Genomic DNA, 15,602 nt, shown 5'->3' with positions numbered 1-15,602 from the left:
CATCTGCCCCCGTGCCTCGCGAAGCGAAGCGAGCGAGAGGGGGCGGATGCGCCGACTCGGCGTTTTAGGTGAGGTCGGTGCGGTCGGAGTCCTTGAGGGCGGCGACGATCTTCTTGACCTGCTGGGCGTGTGTGCGGGTGGTTACCAGGACGGCGTCGTCGGTGTCGACGACGACGATGTCCTCGAGGCCGATGAGGGCGATCATGCGGCCCGAGTGGGGCACGACCAGGCCGGTGGAGTCGAGGGCGTGGACGAGCGAGTCGTCGCCGAGGATCGTCGGTCCCTCGGGCGAGGCGGTGGCTGCGGCCTGGAGCAGCGTCGCCAGCGAGTCGAAGTCGCCGATGTCGTCCCAGCCGAGGTCGGCGGGCACCGTGGCGACCTTGCCGGCGGCGGCAGCGGGCTCGGCGACCGCGTGGTCGACCGCGATCTTCGGGAGCGTCTCCCACAGCTCCTCGAGCCGTGACGGGTCGGCGGCGATGGCCCGCAGCCGGTCGGTGAAGCCGGGGTCCGACTCCGCGAGCAGGTCGAGAAGGACGGTGGGGCGCACCACGAACATGCCGGCGTTCCAGCGGTAGCGGCCGGTCGCGAGATAGCCGGCGGCGACCTCGGCCGACGGCTTCTCGACGAACTCGTCGACCAGGTAGGCGCCCGGGTGGCCCGTCAGCGGCTTGCCCTCGGCGATGTAGCCGAACGCGGTCGAGGCGAAGGTCGGTGAGATCCCGATCGTCACCAGCCAGCCGTCCGCAGCGATCGCCGCGGCGCTGCGTACGGTCTCGTGGAAGTTGTCGATGTTGCGGATCACGTGGTCGGCCGCGAAGGAGCCCATCACGGCCTCCGGGTCGCGCCGCTCCAGGAAGGCCGCGGCCAGGCCGATCGCGGCCATCGAGTCGCGCCCGCTCGGCTCGGCCAGGATCGCGTCGTGCGGCACCTCGGGCAGCTGCTCGCACACGGCCCGCTCGTGGACCGAGCCGGTCACCACCATGATGCCGTCGGAGACGGGCTCGAGGCGGTCGTAGGTCTCCTGCAGGAGGGTACGTCCGTGACCGGTGAGGTCGCGCAGGAACTTCGGCTCCGAGGACCGCGAGAGCGGCCACAGCCGCGTGCCGGCACCACCAGCAGGGATCACTGCCCAGAACGTCATGCCGCACACCTTAGGGTTTCCGTGTGACCAGCTTCCCCGAGACCCTCGCCCGAGCCCTGCGGACCAACCCCGGCGGCCCGTTCGTGACCTTCTACGACGAGGCGAGCGGCGAGCGCCAGGAGCTCTCGACCACGACGTACGCCAACTGGGTGGCCAAGGCCTCGGGGCTGCTCGTCGACGAGCACGGCCTCGAGCGCGGGGACACCATCCGGATCGACCTGCCCACCCACTGGCTGGCCGCCGTGTTCCTCGGCGCCGCCTGGAACACCGGACTCGTGGTCACGGACTCCGACGGTTCCGGTTCCTCTGGCCCTGACGCCGTCGTGTGCGGCCCCGAGACGCTGCCCGCCTGGGCGGATGACGCCGGGAAGCGGCCGACCCTGGCGTGCTCGCTGCTCCCCTTCGGCGTACGTTTCGCCGACCCGCTCCCCCAGGGCGTGCACGACGTCGGCATCGAGGTCTGGGGGCAGCCGGACGCCTTCACGCCCTTCGATCCGCCGGCCGCGGACGACACCGCCACCTCGTGGGCAGGCATCGAGACCAGCCACGCCGACCTGTTCGGTGGCGGGAAGGCCGATCGGCTGCTCTCCACCGTCCCCTCGGCCTCCCCTGCCGGTGCCGAGCTCCTGGCCGCCCTGCTCGCCGGTGGCGGCTCGCTGGTGCTGGCGACCCACGCGGCCGACGACCGCTTGGCCGCCCTCGCGGAGGCCGAGCGCGCTCAGCCGAACTGGTCGTAGCCCCGCACGACGCCCATCTGGGTCTTCCGGTCCCAGCCGCCGCCCTGGTTGTGCTCGTAGGCGAACCACATCCCGTCGGACTTGCGGCGCAGCAGCACGTCGCCGCCGGTGGAGGCACCGCGCAGGTCCTTGGTCGCGAGGATGAAGTCGAACGCGCTGGCGTCGATCCCGGGGTCGGAGTAGGTGGTCAGGCCACCAGGGCCGTTGGTGCGGAAGATCAGCAGCTGGTTGGAGCGCTTGAAGATCACCTCCGGCGAGCCGTCGTCAGCGTAGAAGCGGCCGGCGCCGATGACCTGATTCGCTCCGCTGACACCGCTGCGGATCCGGTAGGACGCACCCAGCGCACCGGTCCCACGGCCCGGCCAGACCCGGATCTCGCCGGTTGAGTGCTTGCCCACGAGGTCGGGCCAGCCGTCGCCGGTGATGTCGCTGACCACGTCGATGACCGAGACGGACTGGAAGCCGCGCCCGATGATGACGCCGGTGGCGAACGTCTCGGTGCCGTTGCCGCGGTTGACTCGGATCGTGCCGTCGGTGTGGCGGATCAGGATGTCGCCGTCGCCGTCGCGGTCCCAGTCACCGGCGTTCATCAAGGTGGCCGAGGTGCCACCGATCAGGTTGGTCGCTCGCGGCGTACCGAAGCGGGCGTTGCCGTCGGTGCGGAGCACGACGATCCGCCGGTCGCTGGACCGCCGGGCGACCAGGTCCGGGTAACCGCGGCCGCTGATCTGCGACTGCAGCTCCCGCGCCGACCAGCTCGCCTGCTTCGAGCCCGCCTGCGAGCGGATCGTGCTCAGCTTGGCGTAGAGGTAGCGGCCCGGGCACGCGGTGGAGCCGGCGTCGCGATGACCCATGATCGCGTGCGAGAAGGTGCGGTCACCCATCTTGGTGGAGCCCTTGTTGCCGCGGACACCGTGCAGCGACAGCTTCCACGCGAACAGCGATCCGAAGGCGTTCACCAGCGCGGTCGGCGGCGCGGCGTTGTCGAAGTTGCCGATCGCCGAGGCGCCGAAGCCGTAGCTGTTGTAACCCGAGGTGTGGGCACCCACGACGGGGCGGTCCACGCCGCCGTAGCGCCCCTCCCAGATCCGGCCGAACTTGTCGAGCAGGAAGTTGTAGCCGATGTCGCGCCAGCCCCGGCTCTTCACGTGGTAGGTGTAGATGCTCCGGATGATCCCCGGCACCTGCGCCTTCGTGTAGGAGTTCGTGTTGACGGTGTGGTGCACGAACCCGCCGCGGACCTCGTGGTAGTCGGGCGGTCCGGCCTCGCGCACGCTCTCGTCGGCGCCCCACTGGCGACGGCTGTAGATGCTGGGCTTGGCGGTGTACGCGGCCGCCGACAGCGTCACCGCCTCCCCCTCCTCGGCGCTCGTGGCGTCCTCTGCGCCCTCGGCCGGCTCCGGTGCGTCATCGGCCCCGGTCTCGATCTCGGGGGACTCGCTGCGGCTCGCGTCCGCCTCGCCGGGCGTGATCACCGCCAGCCGGAGATCGGCCGGCACCTGGGCACCGGTCAGCCGCAGCCTGGTCTGCACCTGGTCGACCTCGCCGACGACCGCCTCCATGGTGCCCGGCCTCGACCCGGCGGCCTCCGCGGAGGCCGGGTCAGGAGCATGGTCGTCGAGGTGGACGTCCAACGCCTGCCAGTCGCTCCACGTCCCGTCCTCCAGAGTGCGTACGTCGGCACCGACCGCATCCTCCGGAACGACCGCATCGGGCGCCCAGGTGAGTCCGACCGTCCCGAACCCGTCCACCGGCTGCGGGAGGCTGGTGACGGTCACCGCGTCGCCCCGAGAGGTGGCCTTCGTGGCCTCGGCGGTGATCCGTCCGGGCACGCGGCGCGCGGACGGTGCGGTCAGCGAGATCTCCTCGAGGTGGGCGTCGACCGGGACCGCGGGCACCTGCGCCGCTGACGGCGCCGCCACCTGGCCGGAGACGGGAACCTCGCCGGGTCGGACCACCTTCAGGTCGACGACGGTGCTCGCTGGGACCAGCGCGGCCAGGACGAACCCGAGCACGAGCAGCTGCTGGGTCGAGGCGACATAGCGCGACCGAGCGCGCTGTACTTCGTTCGACTGCTCTTCTCCGGCCTGCGAAAGCACGTATGGATCCCCCTGGTTCCGTAACACCAGGGAACATCTTTCACATCAGCCACAGGCGTGGGAAGAGCCTGCGAAGAACTACAGATCTGTAATTCCTCGCAGGCTCTCGCCCTGACCCTAGGTCAGACCTCCGCCCCGAGGGCACTGTCGGCGGCCTCGAGCTGCCTGAGCTTGGCCGACCCCTTGGCGTCGTCCTCACCGTAGTGGAGGTACTCGATGCCCTCGTCGACGTCGCCGTCGAAGACCAGGCGGCCCTTCTCCAGGCAGATGACGCGGTCGCACATCCGCTTGACGGAACCGGCGGCGTGGCTGACGTAGACCACGGTGCGGCCGCTGTCGCGGATCTCCTCCATCTTCTCCATGCACTTCTTCTTGAAGGGCTTGTCACCGACGGCGAGAACCTCGTCGGCGAGGAAGATATCGGAGTCGATGTGGACGGCGACCGAGAACCCCAGGCGCGAATACTGTCCCGAGGAGTAGTTGCCGACCGGGGAGTTGAGGTGGTCGCCGAGCTCGGCGAAGTTCACCACGTCGTCGTAGATCGCGGCCGTCTCCTCGGCGGAGAGCCCGTAGATCGCCGCGTTGAGGAAGATGTTCTCCCGCCCGGAGAGCTGCGGGTGGAAGCCCGCACCGGTCGCGATCAGGCCGGCGATCTGGCCACGTGTCTTCACGGCACCCTGGTCGGGACGCATCACCCCGCTGATCAGCTTCAACAGGGTCGACTTGCCCGAGCCGTTGAGGCCCATCAGACCGACCGACTCGCCCTGCTTGATCGTGAAGGAGACGTCGTCCAGCGCCTTGAAGGTGTTGGAGACCGCCCGTCCCTTGATCTTGGCGACGGTGATGTCCTTGATGCTGCGGTGGTAGCGGAGCGTGAAGTTCTTGGTGACTCCGTCCACCACGATCGAGTCCGCAGCGCTGTCCTGAGCTTGTCGAAGGGTCATGTCAGGCGCTCCGGAATCTTGTTCTCGTGCTTGCTGAAGATCATCTGGGCGATCACCAGCAGGATCAGCGAGACACCGAACGCGCCCAGGCCCCACAGCCACAGATGCTCGGGCAGGTGCTTGGCTGCGGTCTCCTCGGGATTCGGGGTCACCCCGACCCAGAAGGCCTGCTGGAAGAGCAGCACGGCGTCCGCAATCGGGTTGAGCAGGTAGATCCAGGCCTTGTCACCGAGGGCGCCCTCGATCATCGAGAACGGGTACATCATCGGTACGCCGAACCGGATGTAGTTGGTCAGGATGTTGACCGCGCTGCCGAAGTCGCGGAAGAAGACGTTGGCGAGGCTGAAGACCAGCGCCAAGGCGGTGCCCAGCGCCATCACGATGCCGAGAGCGAGCAGGAGCGAGGGAACCGTCTCCCAGGTCGGCGTCCAACCGCTGAACAGGCAGACGACCACCAGGATCAGGGTCGCCGGCACGAGGTGGTAGAGCGAGACCAGCATCGAGGCGACCGGGAACATCTCCTTCGGCATCGCCATCTTCTTCAGCAGTCCCTTGTTGCCGAGCAGGGAGCGGGTCCCTGCCCCGAAGGTCTCGGTGAAGAAGTGGACGATGACGAGCCCGGCGAACAGGTGGACCGGGTAGTTGTCCATCCCCTTGTCGGCGCCCATGATCTTGCCCATGAAGATCCAGTAGACGAGGAACTGCGTCAACGGGTTGATGTAGGACCAGAAGACGCCGAGGATCGAGTTGGAATAGCGACCGCTGATCTCCCGCTGCACGAGCAGCTTGAGCAGGTAGCGGCGCTTGAAGACCGAGAGCAGGCCGAGGTTCTCCGCCGGGGGCGCCAGCGGCGCGTCGACGATCCGTACGGGGCGTTCATCAACTCCGGTTGCCATCGGTCCCCTTCTCCTCGACGATCCACGGCTCGAAGGTCTTCTCCCAGGCCTCGGGCGAGGTGAAGTCGCCCAGCTTGGAGCGGTACTCCTCGGCCAGCTTCGGCCACTGGCGCTTGAGCCGGCGGTGCACCTTGATGGTGTCCTTCAGCATCTGGTTGAAGAGCTTCTTGTCGCGTCGGTAGAAGGCAGCGCCCTGCTGGTCGTTCATCGACACGATGGCGCTGTCGTACTTGGTGATCCGGTACCACTGGTTGTCCATCGCGGCGAGCTCGGCCTCGGGGAACTCCGTGGAGAGCTTGCGCGGCTTCATGATCTGCCGGATCGGCGCCTTGAGCGCGGCCAGCTTGACCTCGCGGGTGGTCGGGACCTCGGTGTCCTCCTTGCCCTTGCGCGGCGGCTTGTGGCGGCGCACGGGCGGGAACTCCTCACGGTCGGCCTTCAGCTGAGCGTCGGCGTAGTCCTTGACCATCTCGCGTACGGCGGGAAGCTGGGTCGCGAGGGTCTCGTGCAGCTTCTCGGGGCCGGCGAGGACGTCGAGCAGCGCCTGGTGGCGCAGCAGGACCGTCGAGTACTGCATCGAGACCAGGTGCTTGATCTGGTGGGAGAACGACTCGGTGACCATCCGGCCGCCGTCGTCGTAGATCGAGTGCAGCAGCGCGGCCACGAAGCGGTTGCGCTGGTGGAAGTAGGACTGCCAGTCGAGGGCGTCGTTCTTGTCGGTCCACGGGACGTGCCATACGGCCGCACCCGGGAAGGAAACCGTCGGGAAGCCGGCCGCCTTGGCGCGCAGGCCGTACTCGGAGTCGTCCCACTTGATGAAGACCGGCAGCGAGAGCCCGATCTCCTCGATCACCTTGCGCGGGATCAGGCACATGAACCAGCCGTTGAAGTCCACGTCGACGCGCTTGTGCAGCCAGCGGGTCGAGCGCAGGTTGCGGGCGCCGAAGTCCCAGTCGCCGTAGACGCCGGGAGCCGACTGCCACCAGAACCGCCACGGCTGGACGATCTCGCCGTAGGAGTGCAGGCGGGACTTGGCGTAGAGCGAGAACATGTGGCCGCCGACGATGGTCGGCCGCTTGGCGAGGTCACCGAAGGTGACCGCGCGGATGATGCCCTCGGGCTCGCAGACGACGTCGTCGTCCATCATCAGGGCGTACGTCGCGGTGCCCTTGCGCAGCGACTCGAGCTGGCCACGCGCGTAGCCGCCGGAGCCGCCCAGGTTGCCCTGCTCGAGGATGTGCAGCAGGTCGCCCAGGGCCTTCTCGGCCGCCGGGAACTCGACGTCGTCGGCGACCTTCTTGGTGCCCTGCTCCATCACGAAGACGGTGTCGAGGTAGGGGCGCAGCTGCTCGTCCTCGCCCATCTGCGCGAGCAGCTTGGCGCAGAAGTCGGGCTTGTTCATCGTGGTGACGCAGATGTCGACGGTGCCGTGCTCGGCACGGTCGTCGGGGACCTCCGCGGTCCACTCGGCCGAGGTGATGACGGCGTCCTCGTCGGAGGCGACCACGTCGTACCAGTACCAGCCGCCGTCGACGAACGGCTTCAGCGGCAGGTCGAAGGTGAAGGTGCCCTCGGGGTTGGTGCCGGTGTCCGCGGCGTCGACGCGCTGCGAGCGGCCGTTGGCCATCGACTTGTAGACGATGACGCTCGCGCCGCGACCCTGCAGCGCGACGGTCAGCTTCACGCTGTCGACCACGGTGTGCCGGCGCCAGTAGCTGGCCGGGAACGCGTTGAAGTAGGTGCCGAGCGAGAGCCGCTCGCTCTTCAGGATCCGCAGCGCCGTACGCGACTCGATCTGATCGGGGTGGATCTGGGTCCCGTCGTTGATCGACTGGCGGATCTGGGCGTTGTTCAGCGCCTGGGCCGTCTTGTCGGAGCCGACCTCGTACTTGTCGGCGTCGAGGATGGCAGCCTGGTTGTCGACGTAGAGCGGGAGTACGTCGGAGTCACGGTCCAGGGGCAGGATCTGCCGCTGGAGCAGTCGGGTCACGCTCATTCGTCAACGCCTCCGGAGGTGAGCGGGGTGCCGTCCTCGAAGTGAGGACGGAGCTTGTTCTCGAACATGGTGAGCGCGGACGCGATCGCCATGTGCATGTCCAGGTACTTGTAGGTGCCGAGACGGCCGCCGAAGAGCACCATCGGCTCCTTCTTGGCCAGGTCGCGGTAGACCAGGATCTTCTCGCGGTTGTCGGCGGTGTTGATCGGGTAGTAGGGCTCGTCACCCTCTTGGGCGAAGCGGCTGTACTCCTTGACCACGATCGTCTTGCCGGGCTTGTAGCGGTCGGCCCGCTCGGGGTGGAGGTGCTTGAACTCCAGCTCACGGGTGAAGGGGACCTCGGGGTCGTTGGCGTTCACCACGCCGGTGCCCTGGTAGTCGTCCACGTCGAGGATCTCGGACTCGAGGTCCACGGTGCGCCAGGAGAGCTTGCCCGCGGAGAAGTCGAAGTACTCGTCGACCGGACCGGTGTAGACGATCGGGACCTTGCCCTTGAAGTCGTCGACCACGGTGAAGAAGTCGGTGTCGAGCTTGACCTCGATGTTGGGGTGGTCGGCCATCCGCTGCAGCCACGCGGTGTAGCCGTCGACCGGGAGACCCTCGTACTTGTCGTTGAAGTAACGGTTGTCGAAGGTGTAGCGGACCGGGAGGCGCGTGATGATGTCGGGCGACAGCTCCGTCGGGTCCTTCTCCCACTGCTTGGCGGTGTAGCCCTTGATGAACGCCTCGTAGAGCGGGCGGCCGATCAGCGAGATCGCCTTCTCCTCGAGGTTCTTGGCGTCCTCGGTGTTGAACTCGGCGGCCTGCTCCGCGATCAGCGCGCGCGCCTCGTCCGGGGTGTGCGACTTCCCGAAGAAGGAGTTGATCAGCGCGAGGTTCATCGGCAGGGAGTAGACCTGCCCCTTGTACTTCCCGAACACCTTGTGCTTGTAGTCGGTGAACTCGGTGAACTTCCGCACGTAGTCCCACACCTTCTGGTTGGAGGTGTGGAAGAGGTGGGTGCCGTACTTGTGGACCTCGATGCCGGTCTCCTCGTCGAACTCGGAGTAGGCGTTCCCACCGATGTGCGGACGGCGCTCGATGATGAGCACCTTCTTGTCCAGCTCGGTGGCGGCGCGCTCGGCGATGGTGAGGCCGAAGAGGCCGGAGCCGACGACGACGAGGTCAGGAGTGGTTTCAGGGAAGGACACGATCGCTCAGTCTAGGTCTCTGTGGGTAAGGGGTCGGTCGGGCTGTGTTGTTCGGGTGGGTGGGTCAGGCGGTTGGGACGGTTCAAGAAGTGGGCAGGGTTCGCATGCCTCGCGCTGCGCGCAGGGCCTTGATCACGTTGACGGCCTCGTGCTTGCCGCCTCGCAGCGGGCTGAGGAGAACCACAGCCGCGGTGATGAGCCAGGGCTTGAGGCGTACGAGGACATTCTCGCCGTAGCGGAAGTGGACGACGAAGAGGTTGCGGTACATGTAGAAGCCCTTCCAGCCGGCCAGGTCGTGCTGCTGGCTGAAGTCGAGCTGTCGCACGAGCACCGCGTCGCGTACGGCCCAGATGGTGCGGCCGGCGCGGCGGGCGCGGATCGCGAGATCCACGTCGTCGTAGAAGATGAAGTAGGTCGGATCGGGAAGCCCGATCTCCTCCAGGACGGTGCGGCGGATCATGAACCCCTCGAAGGCGACGTTCTCCACCGGAACGCGCTCCGGCATGGCCTCGCGGGTCGGGTAGGTGTCCATGACGGCGGCGGTCTTGGGCTTGATCGCGAGCGGGTTGCGCAGGTCGAACTTCAGCGCGGCCAGCTCGATCAGCTTGCCGTTCTTGTCCTCACGCACGGAGAAGAGGCAGTCCTCGTCCTGAGCGAGCAGCACCTCGAGGCAGTCGTGGGCCGGGACGACGTCGTCGTCGATCAGGTAGAGCCGGTCCCAGCCCTGCTCGACCGCGGCCTTGGTGCCGAGGTGGAAGCCACCGGCGCCGCCGAGGTTCTCCGGGCTGTCGATGACCTGGAGGTTGGGCGTGATCGCCTCTTCCAGGACTCGCGACGTGTGGTCGGTGGAGGCGTTGTTGACGACGATCACCGCGTCGGCGGGCTGGTCGAGCTTGGTGAGCCCGTCGAGCAGCCCACGCAGCATGTCGGCGCGGTTGTAGGTGACGACGACGATCGCGACCGTCTCACGGGTGGTGCTCAACGAAGGAACCTCTCGTGTCCACTGAAGTCCCCCCGGATAGCGGCCCACCACGCCTGCATCGACAGCCAGATCCGGCGCGGCTGCGGCTTGGTGAGCAGGTAGAACCATAGAGTCTTCGCCACGAAAGCCAAAGCGAAGGGCCACCCTCGGTAGTCGCGCAGGTTGAGCAGGTTGTTGCGCGCCATGCAGTAGTGCTTCAGGTCGCTGGGCGTGTGGTTGTACGTCGCCCTCCCCCACGCCATCGGGGTGCCGAGGTCACCGACGGAGGGGTGGCGCACCTGGGCGCCGACGACGGTCGCGATCCGCGCCCCGGCCTTCTCGGCCCGGAGACGGTATTCGTGGTCGTCGCCCCAGATGAAGTATTCCGCCCGGGGGTAGCCGATCCGCTCCACCAGGTCGCGGGTGACCAGGACCCCGTTGAACGGGATCACGATGTCCTTGATCAGGCCGTCGGTGGCGGCCGCCTCGACATCGGCGAGCTGGTGCACGACCTTGGAGCGGCCGGGGAGCCGGATCGGGAACACCAGGCGGCCGGGGTCGCCCTCGTCGACGACGAGCGGCCCCCAGAAGTCGAGGTCGGTCTGCTTGAGCAGCAGCCCGAGGCAGTCGGTGTCGGGCAGGCCGTCGTCGTCCATCAGCCAGACCAGGTCGGCGCCCCGCTCGATCGCCGTCTCCAGCCCGTCGTGGAAACCGCCGGCGCCGCCGCTGTTGCGCTGCAGGGTGCGGGCGATCACCGGCACCTGGCGCTGACCCGGCTCGTCGGCACCGTCGAGCTCGGCGAGCCACTGCGACGTACCGTCGGTGGAGGCGTTGTCGATGACGATCACCTCGTCGAGGCCGTCGACCACGTCGAGCCGCTCCAGCAGTCGCTGCAGCAGCTCGAGACGGTTGAAGGTCACCACCACCGCGGCGACACGATTGCTCCCTGGCACGGATCCAGACTAGCCGCGACCGCGGTGTATCCCGGGAATCAGCGAGTCGCTGTGACCTGCGCTTAACCCGTTGTTCAACAGGCTGAGGCGAGGTCGTCGGTCTCGTTGGCCTGGTAACCCTTGTTGCGAGAGCCCAGGGAGCCACCGGTGACGGGGCCGCCCTTGTCGGAGTCGCCGGCCTTGGTCTGGTTCTTGGGAGCTGGCGCCTTGGTCTCGCCGTCACCGCCGGTGCCGGGCGACTCGAAGACTTCCTCCTTCTTCGGAGTCGCCTTCTTCACCGCCTTGCGCACCTCGGCGTGGATGTCGGACATGTTCGGGTCGGCGGTGTTGACCAGCGGAGGCACCAGCGAGAGTGTCGAGATCTTCTGCGACTTCGCCTTCAGCGCCAGCGTCGAGAACCGCTCGATCTCGCTCGGCGGGACCGACGTGGTGATGGTGGAGCCGGTCGCCTTCGCGACGTCCTGGTAGTGGCGTACGACGTCGGCGGGGCTGGTCTGCTGCAGGATCGCGTTCAGGACGCACTTCTGGCGGGCCATCCGGGAGTAGTCGTCGGAGTCGTGGCGGGCCCGGGCGTACCAGAGGGTCTCCCAGCCGTCGAGCTTCTTCGTACCGGGCTGGATGTGGGTGTAGAACTTGTCGGAGGGGAGGCCGACCGGGATCGGCTGGCGTACGTTCAGGGTGACTCCCCCGATGGCGTCCACGATCTCCTGGAACCCGTTGAGGTCGACGATCGCGTAGTAGCTGATCTGCAGGTCGGTGATGCCCTCGACGGCGTCGACGGTGGCGGCCATCCCGGGGTGGTCCTCGCCCTTGTAGAGCTCCTTGTGGTCCTCGGCCCAGGTGCTCACGCCGTTGAGGTAGCAGCCGTCGCAGTCGAAGCCCCGCGGGAACTCCTCGTCCATCGGGGAGCCGTCGTCGAAGGTGAAGTTCGCCATGTTGCGGGGCAGGCCGATGAGGACGGTGCGTCCGGTGACCGCGTCGATGGAGGCGACCGTGAGCGAGTCGGGGCGCAGGCCCCAGCGGGTCTTGCCGCCGTCGGAGTCGGCACCGGCGAGCAGGACGTTGAAGCGGCCGTTGTGTGCCTCGGCGGCCTCGGCACCGGCGAAGATCGCCTCGACCATGCCCTTGTGGACGCTGACCAGGTGGGCGCCGAAGATCAGGGTCGCGGCCACCGAGAAGGCCAGCGCGCCGTTGATCGCGACCACGATGCGGCGCTGCTTGAGGTCGAGCTCGAGCGGGCGGCCCAGGCGCCAGGCGTCGATGAAGAGCCCGGCCCAGGCGATGGCGCCGGCGATGAGCGCGATGCGGAACAGACCCAGCAGCCACGGCGTCGTGCCGAGCCGGAAGATCAGGCCGTGCCAGAGCAGCGAGATCGCGAAGACCAGCCCGGTGGTGACCGCGAGACCGATGACGGTCCAGATCGCGATCCGGCCGACGCGGCGGTTGCCCGCGACGAGCTGGGCGGACCCCGGCAGGAGCAGGGTGATCAGCAGCAGCGCCATGGCGCGACGGAACCGCACGCGGGAGGCGCGCTCGGCGGCCGTACGCTGGGGCCGGTAGTTCTGGTCAGCCATCTGGGGTCCCTCGGGTGTGAGTCTGCACCGCCAGTATCACCAGTCACACGAGTAACACGGTGGTGCGACGCGCCGACTAACTTTAGCGGCCTGGCACGGTACGTTTGAGCGCATGCCAAACCCCCGCAACCCTGGCAGCCCCAACGATCCCCGGTCGCAGCAGTACGGCTGGGCGTACGGCAACGGCCAGCAAGCTCAGCCTTCGGGGCCCGAGCCCACCAACGTCATGCCCACCGTCCGGCGCCCGTCCGGCGGCCCGCCTCCCGCGGCGCCGCCGCGTGGCGGCTATGACCGGCCGCTGCCCCAGCCGGGGCAGATCGCGCCGACCCCCGGCCAACAGGGCGGGTATGGCAACCAGGGCTACGACCAGGGCTACAACCAGGGCTGGAGCCAGCCGAGCGAGTACGGCGGCAACGGTGGCAACGGCGGCTATGGGGGTCCGGGCGACGGCTACGGCGGCGGTCGCGGGGGCCGCCAGCCCAGGCCCAAGAAGCGGCACCCGTTCCGCAAGTTCGTCGCGATCGTGATGATCCCGATCCTGATCCTGGTCGGCGCGGTGGCCTGGATCGGCATCAGCGCCTGGAACAAGGTCGACAAGGTCCCCTACGAGCCGACCGCCGGCGAGCGGCCCGCGGACCAGCCCGGCACGACGTACCTCATCGTCGCCAGCGACTCCCGCGAGGGCCTGACCGCCGAGGAGAAGAAGAAGCTGCACACCGGTGACGCGGCCGGCAGCCGCACCGACACGATCAAGCTGCTGCACACGGGGGCCGGCAAGACGATCGTGGTCACCATCCCGCGCGACTCCCCGGTGGACATCCCCGGCCACGGCAACACCAAGATCAACGCCGCCTTCGCCTACGGCGGTCCTGAGCTGCTGACCCAGACGATCGAGCAGAACACCGGCGTACGCATCGACGGCTATGTCGAGATCGGCATGGGCGGCCTCGCCCGGTTGGTCGACGGCGTCGGCGGCGTCGAGATCTGCCCGAAGCAGAACATGAAGGACCCACTGGCCGGCCTGGACATCGAGAAGGGCTGCCAGGAGGCCAACGGCGCGACCGCTCTGGCCTACGCCCGCTCACGTCACGTGGAGAGCACCGGCGACCTGGCGCGCGGCGTCAACCAGACCGAGGTCATCTCCGGCATCGGGAAGAAGATGACCAACCCGGCCACCGTGCTCAACCCGTTCAAGCTGGCCGAGATGGGCAAGGGCGCCGAGGGCCTCAAGGTCGGCAAGGGCATGAGCGTCATCGGCGGCGCGAAGTTCGCCTGGGCCTTCAAGGCTCTCGCCGGCGGCTCCGCGATGACCTGTGGTGTCCCCATCGTCGGCATGAGCACCCAGTGGGATCGGGAACGCGCGCTGACGATGTTCGGTCACATCAAGGAGGACACGGTCGACGACATCCCGGCCGACCTCTGCACGCCGACCGGCCTGCCGAAGAGCGTCACCGGCTGATCCTCGTTTCGTTCGCGGCCGTCCCTACTGACCTTCGTCGGTAGGGACGGCTGCTTTTCGTCCACTGTGCCCGGCCGCGTACGTCCCTAGGTTCGAGGCATGATCACTGTGGACCACCTGACCAAGAGATACGGCGCGACGACCGCGGTCGACGATCTCACCCTGCGGATAGAACCCGGCCGGGTCACCGGCTTCCTCGGCCCCAACGGCGCCGGGAAGTCCACGACCATGCGGATGATCCTCGGCCTGGACCGGCCGACGTCCGGGACCGCCACGATCGACGGCCGGCCCTACGTCTCGCTGCGGCGCCCGCTGCGCGAGGTCGGTGCGCTGCTGGACGCCAAGGCGGTGCACCCCGGCCGCCGGGTGCGTACGCATCTGGTGGCGATGGCGCGGAGCAACTCGATCCCGGTGGCCCGGGTCGACGAGGTGCTCGAGCGGGTCGGTCTGGCCGGGGTCGCCCGGCGGCGGGCGGGCAGCCTCTCGCTCGGGATGAGCCAGCGGCTCGGGATCGCGGGCGTGCTGCTCGGCGACCCGCGGGTGATGCTCTTCGACGAGCCGGTCAACGGGCTCGATCCCGACGGGGTGATGTGGATCCGGAAGCTGCTGAGGTCGCTCGCCGCGGAGGGGCGTACGGTCCTCGTCTCCAGCCACCTGATGAGCGAGATGCAGCAGACCGCTGACCATCTGGTCGTGCTGGGACGCGGGCGGCTGCTCGCTGACGCTCCGATGAGCGCTTTCCTCGCCGGGCATTCCTCGTTGGAGGAGGCGTACTTCCGGCTGACCGCGGGAAGCGTCGAGTACGCCGGGGAGGTGGCCTGATGCTTGCTGCGATCTCGTCCGAATGGACCAAGCTCTGGTCGGTACGTTCGACCTGGTGGTGCCTGATCGGCGCGGCCGCGCTGATGGCGCTCTACGCGGTCCCGCTGGGCTTCGACGCCGCCGAGCCTAATCCGAACCTCTCCCACGCCGACCAGCTGCTCCACGCCGAGGAGGTCGCCACCGCGGGGCTGCTCTTCACCCAGTTCGCACTGATCGCGCTGGCCCTGCTGACGGTGACCTCGGAGTATGCCTCCGGCAGCATGCGTACGACCCTGCAGTGCGAGCCGCGGCGCGGCCGGGTGCTGGTCGCGAAGCTGGTCGTCGTCGAGGTGGTCGCGCTGGTCGCCGGGGCGCTCCTCGCCGTCCTCGGCGCCGGGCTCGGCTATCTGACCGCCGGTGACTACGGCGTCTTCGACGTCTCCGCGGTGGCGGCGGTGGCCGGCAGGATCAGCGTCTACCTGGGCGTGGTCGTCGCGCTGGCCATCGGGCTCGCGGTGGGTCTGCGCAGCACCGCCGGGGCGCTGGTCGTGGCGTTCCTGGTGCTCTTCCTGCTGCCGATGGTGCTGATGATGAGCGGGATGGACCTGATGACCGACGTGTCCTACTACCTGCCGGGGACGGCGGGCACGGAGTATCTCGGCATCGGGATCGCGACCCTGTTCGGGCTCTCCGACGGGCTCCCCTACGGGCGCAACGGCGGGCTCGGACTCCTCGCCGCCTGGTCCGTGGCCACGCTGCTGGCGGGCTACCTGGTGTTCCGCCGGCGCGACGCCTGAGGCCCGCGCCTCCTAGCGGTCCTCGCTCACGAGCCCGGCCTCGTGGGCGAGGAC

12 protein-coding genes and 1 pseudogene are annotated in these 15,602 nt (G+C 68.3%); 4 read left to right on the top strand and 9 right to left on the bottom strand.

Annotated features, from left to right (window positions below):
- Positions 1–64: 64 nt before the first annotated feature.
- Positions 65–1,141, bottom strand: coding sequence for a mannose-1-phosphate guanylyltransferase (locus ACFU7D_RS23290; protein ID WP_378871758.1), 1,077 nt, complete (start codon positions 1,139–1,141; stop codon positions 65–67).
- Between the two features lie 23 nt (positions 1,142–1,164).
- Here ACFU7D_RS23290 and ACFU7D_RS23285 point away from each other — a divergent pair, with 23 nt between their 5' ends.
- A complete protein-coding gene (locus tag ACFU7D_RS23285; protein ID WP_378871755.1) occupies positions 1,165–1,878 on the top strand; it encodes a TIGR03089 family protein in 714 nt (237 codons plus the stop codon).
- On the opposite strand, the gene ACFU7D_RS23280 is transcribed toward ACFU7D_RS23285, so the two are convergent.
- The 8 genes from ACFU7D_RS23280 to ACFU7D_RS23245 form a co-directional block, all read right to left on the bottom strand.
- On the bottom strand, positions 1,860–3,977 hold the full coding sequence (locus tag ACFU7D_RS23280; RefSeq protein ID WP_378871752.1) for an N-acetylmuramoyl-L-alanine amidase: 2,118 nt from the start codon (positions 3,975–3,977) through the stop codon (positions 1,860–1,862). The genes ACFU7D_RS23285 and ACFU7D_RS23280 overlap by 19 nt on opposite strands.
- A 122-nt stretch (positions 3,978–4,099) precedes the next feature.
- Positions 4,100–4,921 (bottom strand): ABC transporter ATP-binding protein, encoded by an 822-nt coding sequence (locus ACFU7D_RS23275; protein WP_378871749.1) that lies wholly within the window; start codon positions 4,919–4,921, stop codon positions 4,100–4,102.
- Positions 4,918–5,817, bottom strand: coding sequence for an ABC transporter permease (locus ACFU7D_RS23270; protein ID WP_378871746.1), 900 nt, complete (start codon positions 5,815–5,817; stop codon positions 4,918–4,920). The genes ACFU7D_RS23275 and ACFU7D_RS23270 overlap by 4 nt, the downstream gene beginning before the upstream one ends.
- On the bottom strand, positions 5,801–7,813 hold the full coding sequence (locus ACFU7D_RS23265; RefSeq protein ID WP_378871744.1) for a glycosyltransferase: 2,013 nt from the start codon (positions 7,811–7,813) through the stop codon (positions 5,801–5,803). Before ACFU7D_RS23265 ends, ACFU7D_RS23270 begins: the two co-directional genes overlap by 17 nt.
- Entirely contained in the window at positions 7,810–9,003 is a 1,194-nt protein-coding gene (gene glf / locus ACFU7D_RS23260) for a UDP-galactopyranose mutase (RefSeq protein WP_378729446.1), read from the bottom strand. The genes ACFU7D_RS23265 and glf overlap by 4 nt, the downstream gene beginning before the upstream one ends.
- 82 nt (positions 9,004–9,085) lie before the next feature.
- The gene (locus ACFU7D_RS23255) at positions 9,086–9,985 is read right to left on the bottom strand and encodes a glycosyltransferase (protein WP_378871741.1); all 900 of its coding nucleotides are present in this window, start codon (positions 9,983–9,985) and stop codon (positions 9,086–9,088) included.
- A complete protein-coding gene (locus tag ACFU7D_RS23250; RefSeq protein WP_378729444.1) occupies positions 9,982–10,917 on the bottom strand; it encodes a glycosyltransferase in 936 nt (311 codons plus the stop codon). Before ACFU7D_RS23250 ends, ACFU7D_RS23255 begins: the two co-directional genes overlap by 4 nt.
- Positions 10,918–10,991: 74 nt before the next feature.
- Positions 10,992–12,491, bottom strand: coding sequence for an LCP family protein (locus ACFU7D_RS23245; protein WP_378871738.1), 1,500 nt, complete (start codon positions 12,489–12,491; stop codon positions 10,992–10,994).
- A gap of 112 nt (positions 12,492–12,603) precedes the next feature.
- On the opposite strand from ACFU7D_RS23245, the gene ACFU7D_RS23240 reads away from it, so the two are divergent.
- The 3 genes and pseudogenes from ACFU7D_RS23240 to ACFU7D_RS23230 all read left to right on the top strand — a co-directional run bounded on the left by ACFU7D_RS23240 (position 12,604) and on the right by ACFU7D_RS23230 (position 15,548).
- Positions 12,604–13,950: an LCP family protein gene (locus tag ACFU7D_RS23240; protein WP_378871736.1), complete on the top strand. Its 1,347-nt coding sequence runs from the start codon at positions 12,604–12,606 to the stop codon at positions 13,948–13,950.
- A 99-nt stretch (positions 13,951–14,049) separates the two neighbouring features.
- Positions 14,050–14,706, top strand: a pseudogene (locus tag ACFU7D_RS23235) (ABC transporter ATP-binding protein); the annotation flags it as partial.
- A 65-nt stretch (positions 14,707–14,771) separates the two neighbouring features.
- The gene (locus tag ACFU7D_RS23230; RefSeq protein WP_378871734.1) at positions 14,772–15,548 is read left to right on the top strand and encodes an ABC transporter permease subunit; all 777 of its coding nucleotides are present in this window, start codon (positions 14,772–14,774) and stop codon (positions 15,546–15,548) included.
- Positions 15,549–15,602 lie beyond the last annotated feature (54 nt).

Source organism: Nocardioides sp. NPDC057577, from assembly GCF_042801335.1.
In the GTDB taxonomy this organism is placed as follows: domain Bacteria; phylum Actinomycetota; class Actinomycetes; order Propionibacteriales; family Nocardioidaceae; genus Nocardioides.
This window is presented reverse-complemented; position numbering and strand designations above follow the sequence as displayed.

What these genes read in the sequence shown, in the direction of transcription:
- ACFU7D_RS23275 (WP_378871749.1), bottom strand. Translation starts at nt 4,921, where the DNA reads ATGACCCTTCGACAAGCTCAGGACAGCGCTGCGGACTCGATCGTGGTG.
- ACFU7D_RS23270 (WP_378871746.1), bottom strand. Translation starts at nt 5,817, where the DNA reads ATGGCAACCGGAGTTGATGAACGCCCCGTACGGATCGTCGACGCGCCG.
- ACFU7D_RS23245 (WP_378871738.1), bottom strand. Translation starts at nt 12,491, where the DNA reads ATGGCTGACCAGAACTACCGGCCCCAGCGTACGGCCGCCGAGCGCGCC.
- ACFU7D_RS23230 (WP_378871734.1), top strand. Translation starts at nt 14,772, where the DNA reads ATGCTTGCTGCGATCTCGTCCGAATGGACCAAGCTCTGGTCGGTACGT.
- ACFU7D_RS23265 (WP_378871744.1), bottom strand. Translation starts at nt 7,813, where the DNA reads ATGAGCGTGACCCGACTGCTCCAGCGGCAGATCCTGCCCCTGGACCGT.
- ACFU7D_RS23240 (WP_378871736.1), top strand. Translation starts at nt 12,604, where the DNA reads ATGCCAAACCCCCGCAACCCTGGCAGCCCCAACGATCCCCGGTCGCAG.
- ACFU7D_RS23290 (WP_378871758.1), bottom strand. Translation starts at nt 1,141, where the DNA reads ATGACGTTCTGGGCAGTGATCCCTGCTGGTGGTGCCGGCACGCGGCTG.